Annotated in this window: 5 protein-coding genes and 1 pseudogene; 1 reads left to right on the plus strand and 5 read right to left on the minus strand. The window is 71.4% G+C overall.

The window, feature by feature from the left end:
- Window positions 1–495, plus strand: a 495-nt coding sequence (locus J0670_RS31805) for a DUF2690 domain-containing protein (protein WP_207815421.1), incomplete at its 5' end; no start/stop codon positions are given.
- A gap of 24 nt (window positions 496–519) precedes the next feature.
- Here the strand turns inward: J0670_RS31805 and J0670_RS40395 are convergent.
- The 5 genes and pseudogenes from J0670_RS40395 to J0670_RS31830 form a co-directional block, all read right to left on the minus strand.
- On the minus strand, window positions 520–1,173 hold the full coding sequence (locus J0670_RS40395) for a restriction endonuclease (RefSeq protein WP_307806787.1): 654 nt from the start codon (window positions 1,171–1,173) through the stop codon (window positions 520–522).
- 197 nt (window positions 1,174–1,370) lie between these two features.
- Window positions 1,371–2,522 carry a hypothetical protein gene (locus J0670_RS31815; RefSeq protein ID WP_207815422.1) on the minus strand — a complete coding sequence of 384 codons (1,152 nt, stop codon included), beginning with the start codon at window positions 2,520–2,522 and terminating at the stop codon, window positions 1,371–1,373.
- Between the two features lie 164 nt (window positions 2,523–2,686).
- Window positions 2,687–3,334: a 2'-5' RNA ligase family protein gene (locus J0670_RS31820; protein ID WP_207815423.1), complete on the minus strand. Its 648-nt coding sequence runs from the start codon at window positions 3,332–3,334 to the stop codon at window positions 2,687–2,689.
- Between the two features lie 85 nt (window positions 3,335–3,419).
- A complete protein-coding gene (locus tag J0670_RS31825) occupies window positions 3,420–3,968 on the minus strand; it encodes a PaaI family thioesterase (protein ID WP_207815432.1) in 549 nt (182 codons plus the stop codon).
- Between the two features lie 91 nt (window positions 3,969–4,059).
- Window positions 4,060–4,248, minus strand: a pseudogene (locus J0670_RS31830) (mycothiol conjugate amidase Mca); the annotation flags it as partial.

Raw genomic sequence — 4,248 nt, forward strand, 5'->3', positions numbered from 1 at the left:
GCCGTGTTGGCGCTGGGGGCGGCGGTCTTCGCCATCACCCAGCTGACCGGCGGCCAGTCCGCGTCATCACCACGGACCGCCGCAACCGCGCCGACGGTGCTCGCCGCCCCGCCCCAACCGAGCCCGACCGCCACCTGCGACTCCGCGTCCTGCTCGGGACTCGACCCCGCCGGCACGCCCTGCCGGTACGACGCCAAGACCACCGCGTACAAGCAGGCCTACGGCATCCTCATCGAACTCCGCTTCAGCCCTTCCTGCCGGGCGGCCTGGGCGAAGATGACCGGCAGTTCGGCCGACGACCGGATCCAGGTCTTCGGCAAGGAGGGCACCCCACCCGACCAGCAGGAGTACCGCCAGCAGCACGGCCACGACGCGCACACCAAGATGGTCCACTCCGTCCGGCCCACCGACGCCAACGCCTGTGCCATCGTCGTCGCCCGCGGCACCGCCTGTACCGACGACGCGGCGATGACGCCCACCGCCGCTCCTCAGTGAGTCGACGTCAGGGAGCGCGAGGGGTCAGGCCCAGGGCGGTCGGCCCGTTCCCTCGGCCCACAGGGCGAGCGCCCGCCGGTCAACGGCACGGATGCCGACCTGCGAGCAGAACGCGGCGGCGGCCTTGGTGAACGCATTGGTCGTCACCACGGCTGCCAGATCGCAGCGGTGGACGTCGCGGTAGGTCCCGTTGACCTTCTGGACGTCCTCGGAGCCGACGAAGGTCTTCGGGCCGTAGCGCTTGGCCTGGATCAGGAGCCGCTGCCCGTTGGGGGTGGTGGCCAGCACGTCCGCCGCAAGGTCACCGGCCCCGCCGACCACCGTCACCTTTGTGCAGCCGTCGCGCCGGCACAGGTCGGCCAACGCGTGCTCGAACGCCTTCGGGCTCATCGTCAGGAACGGCCCGATGTGCCGCAGCTGCGCGGCCCGGGCGTCCAGCTCCCGTCGTCGGGCTCGCACCCGTACGCGCAGCACGGCCGCGCCTACCCCCGCGCCCACGGCCAGCAACGCGCCCACCAGCAGCAGGTGCTGGGCCAGCCATCGCACCAGCAGTGAGACCAGGACCAGCGCGACCACCGCCGCCGTGCCGAGCAGCAGTGCGTTCTCCTTGACCCGCCGGGCTCGGCGAGCTCGGCTGGCGGCGGTGGAGCGGCTTCGTCGAACGGGCTTACGGGCCACGGCATTCCCCCTCGTGCCACGGTGTTCGTGCGAGCGTAGAAGCAGCCGTCACCCGGCCGCCCGTGATCCCGTCGAATCCGACGGCCCCGGTGCCGAGTTGTCCGGATTCCGGCGGTCGGCGGCCGAACACCCGGCGTGGCGAGCCCGACCCGCTGTGCCTGCCCGCTGTGCCCGCTCGACCCACTCCGCCGGGGAGATCAGTCGGGGATTCCCGGGCCCTTCATGAGCTCGTGGATCGCGGCGAGGATGCCGTCGAGCGCCCCGCCGTTCTCGGCGATGGCGGTCAGCGACACCGAGGCCCAACCCGTATACCCCTTCTCCCGCTGGACGTCCAGGTTCCTGACCGAGGCAGGCAGGGCCGACAGGGACTCCGCGAACACGGCCGCACCGCCCGCGCCGAGGTGGCGGCTGATCGCTCCGAGGCTGAAGGAGAGTTCCTCCTCCTTCGCGGGATTGCCGTACAGGGAGAGGGCCCAGACCGGCACCTGGCGACCGCCCGCAGGGTAGTAGCCCAACATGCTCGGATACCGGGCCGTTCCCCCCTCCAGCCGACCGTTGGCGGCGGCGTGGTCGAGCAGCGCGGTCGCGATCTGTCGCTGCTCGGGGCCGAGGCCTGCCTGTATCGCCGCGTCCGCGTCGGCCCGGACGGTTCGCTGGGCGGCGCGACGGCTGGAAGGGGACTTCGCCACCGTCGCGACCTCCCCGTGGACGCGCGGGACCAGGACTCGGAGCTCGCCGTCGCCCCGGTACTGGGTCAGCTCAACCGCGTACACATCCGTCTGCCGCATCTGCCGGTTGAGGAACTCGACGATCGCCCGCAGCTCCAGCGGGATCCGGTCGGCGACGAACAGCAGCCGCATCTGGCCAGCGGCGAGCCGCTCCTCGACGGCCGCCCAGAACTCCTCCGGAGTCCGGTCGTCGAGCAGTTCCCGGTACGCCTCCTCCAACGGCCGTCCATCGGCGGCGCAGGTCTGCTCGAAGGAACGACGAAGCAGCGCCGCAGGCCAGTACCGCGCTCCGTTCGCCGCGTAGTCCAGCATCTGGCCGACCACTTCGCGCCGGATCCGGGTGTCGCCGGCCCGCTTGACCTCGACCAGCGTCGGGACCGCGTCGGCGTCCACGAAGAGGTGGTCCAGCCAGTAGGCCGGACCGCCCTCCGCACTCGTCGGAACACCCATCTCCCGGGCCACCAGCGCCAGCCGCAACGGCCGTCCGTCCACCAGCGAGCCGAAGTCCAGGACTCGCGGGTGGCGCGCGAGCAGCTCCTGGAACTCCGCCTCCGTCTCGAACCCGGTCGGCTCCAGGGCCCGTAGTCCGTCGCCCACGATGAACACCGGCTGATCAGTCACTCGCACTCCCCCGCCCTGCGGTCCCGGGACCGCGGCCAGAATTGGTTTCCGTACCAATTGATATCGGAAGCCACGGACAGCGGTGCCCGGGGGGCCGGGAGGCCCGCCCCGCCCATGGCCCCGGCGCGACGACTGGCCAGGCCTACGTCGGAACCCGCGGTCGGCTACCCATCGAGGGGGATGTCGGCCAGGGTGTCCCAACAGATCCGCCAGCCCGGAGCATCGGCGTCGTCCACCGCCACCCGTTGCCAGTACACCTCGATCAACACGATCCGACGCACCGTGAAGGGGGCGTGGCCGGGCCGAACGCGGTGGATGACCTGGGCGAGCTCGTCGGTGTCGACGTCCGCGGCGGCGTATCCAGCGGTCATGTGGAGCACACCGAGTGGGTACCCGGTGGAGCCGTCACCACAGACCCGGTGGATCGCGGAACGGACCCGCTGCTGGAGGACGGCGAGTTGACCGTCGGGATGGAGGTCGAACCGGACGCCCGTACGGTAGGCGATCGGCGACCCCGCCTGCAGGGCGAGCGGCCCGAGTCCGGCCACGGCGGTGCGCAGCCGGTGGGCGAGTTCGCGACGGTCCGCGTCGCCGATGGCGTCGGCCGGCGCGGAAGTGATCATGTCGAGGGTGATGTGCGCGCGGCCGTCGGGCACCGGCACGATGGGGAAGTCGGCCAGGGACTCACGCAGCCCGGCGAACAGGGTGTGCAGGGCCGACCCCTCGGGGAGATCGGGCAGAGCGTACACCTGGAGGACGCGCAGGCCGTCGGGCCACAGCCGCTGGCCGAAGGTGGGGTGGAACGGTTTCATTCAGCCTCCTCGTGGTCGGGGATGGCACGGTGGGTTGGCCTGAAGGTGAGTGTGGCCGGGTGGTCGGGCAATGGGTGCGGCCCGGTCAGGAGGTCGGACGGGGGGTCAGGATCGCACAGGTGGTGGTGGCGTGTGCGTAGAGCTTGCCGTTCTCGGCGCCGAGCACCCTGGCCTCGGCCGTGGCCATCGTGCGGCCCAGGTGCAGGACGACACCCTCGCAGCGCAGCAGGCCCGAGTCGGCGAACAGCGGGCGCAGCATGTGGACGTTCAACTGCGTTGTGGTGTAGCCGATACCGGCCGGCAGCTTGCTCAGCACGGCGCAGCCGAGCGCCGAGTCGAGCAGGGTGGCCAGGTAGCCGCCGTGCACGGTGTTCATCGGGTTGAAGAGGTGGTCCCCCGGCTCCCCTTCGAACACCGCCGTACCCGGCTTCGCCTCGGTGAGGTGGAAGCCCATGGTGCTACAGATCGAGGGCTCCGGGATCCGCCCGGCGATCCACTCCAGCAGGATTTCCTCTCCGGTCAGGTGCGGGTACTCGGCGATCGGCCTTCCGACCGTCCAGGTGTGAGTCCGGGTACGCGGCTCCTGGCCGGTCGGGGGCTGCTGAGCGTCGGGGGCGGGCTGGTGATTCGTCATGAGATCAACTTGCCCTGATCGCGTCCATAGCTCAAGTGCCTTCCGGTGAATGGCTGGAGGGGCGGCGGACGCTGGTGAGCCCGGATCCCGCTCACATGCCCCCCTCCGTTCCCCCGGTCACCGTCGCCCTCAGCCCGGCGAAGAGGTCGGTCTCGGTCCCGCCCGGCGCGGACAGCAGGCTTCGGGCCAGGTGGTAGTCCTCGGTGGGCCAGACGTCGCGTTCGATGTCCCGGGGGTGGGCCATGAACGCGACGCCCGGCTGGACCTGGGTGGCGTGGGC

Source organism: Streptomyces sp. FH025 (genome assembly GCF_017427025.1).
Lineage (GTDB): Bacteria > Actinomycetota > Actinomycetes > Streptomycetales > Streptomycetaceae > Kitasatospora.

What these genes read in the sequence shown, in the direction of transcription:
- J0670_RS31820 (WP_207815423.1), bottom strand. Translation starts at nt 3,334, where the DNA reads ATGAAACCGTTCCACCCCACCTTCGGCCAGCGGCTGTGGCCCGACGGC.
- J0670_RS31825 (WP_207815432.1), bottom strand. Translation starts at nt 3,968, where the DNA reads ATGACGAATCACCAGCCCGCCCCCGACGCTCAGCAGCCCCCGACCGGC.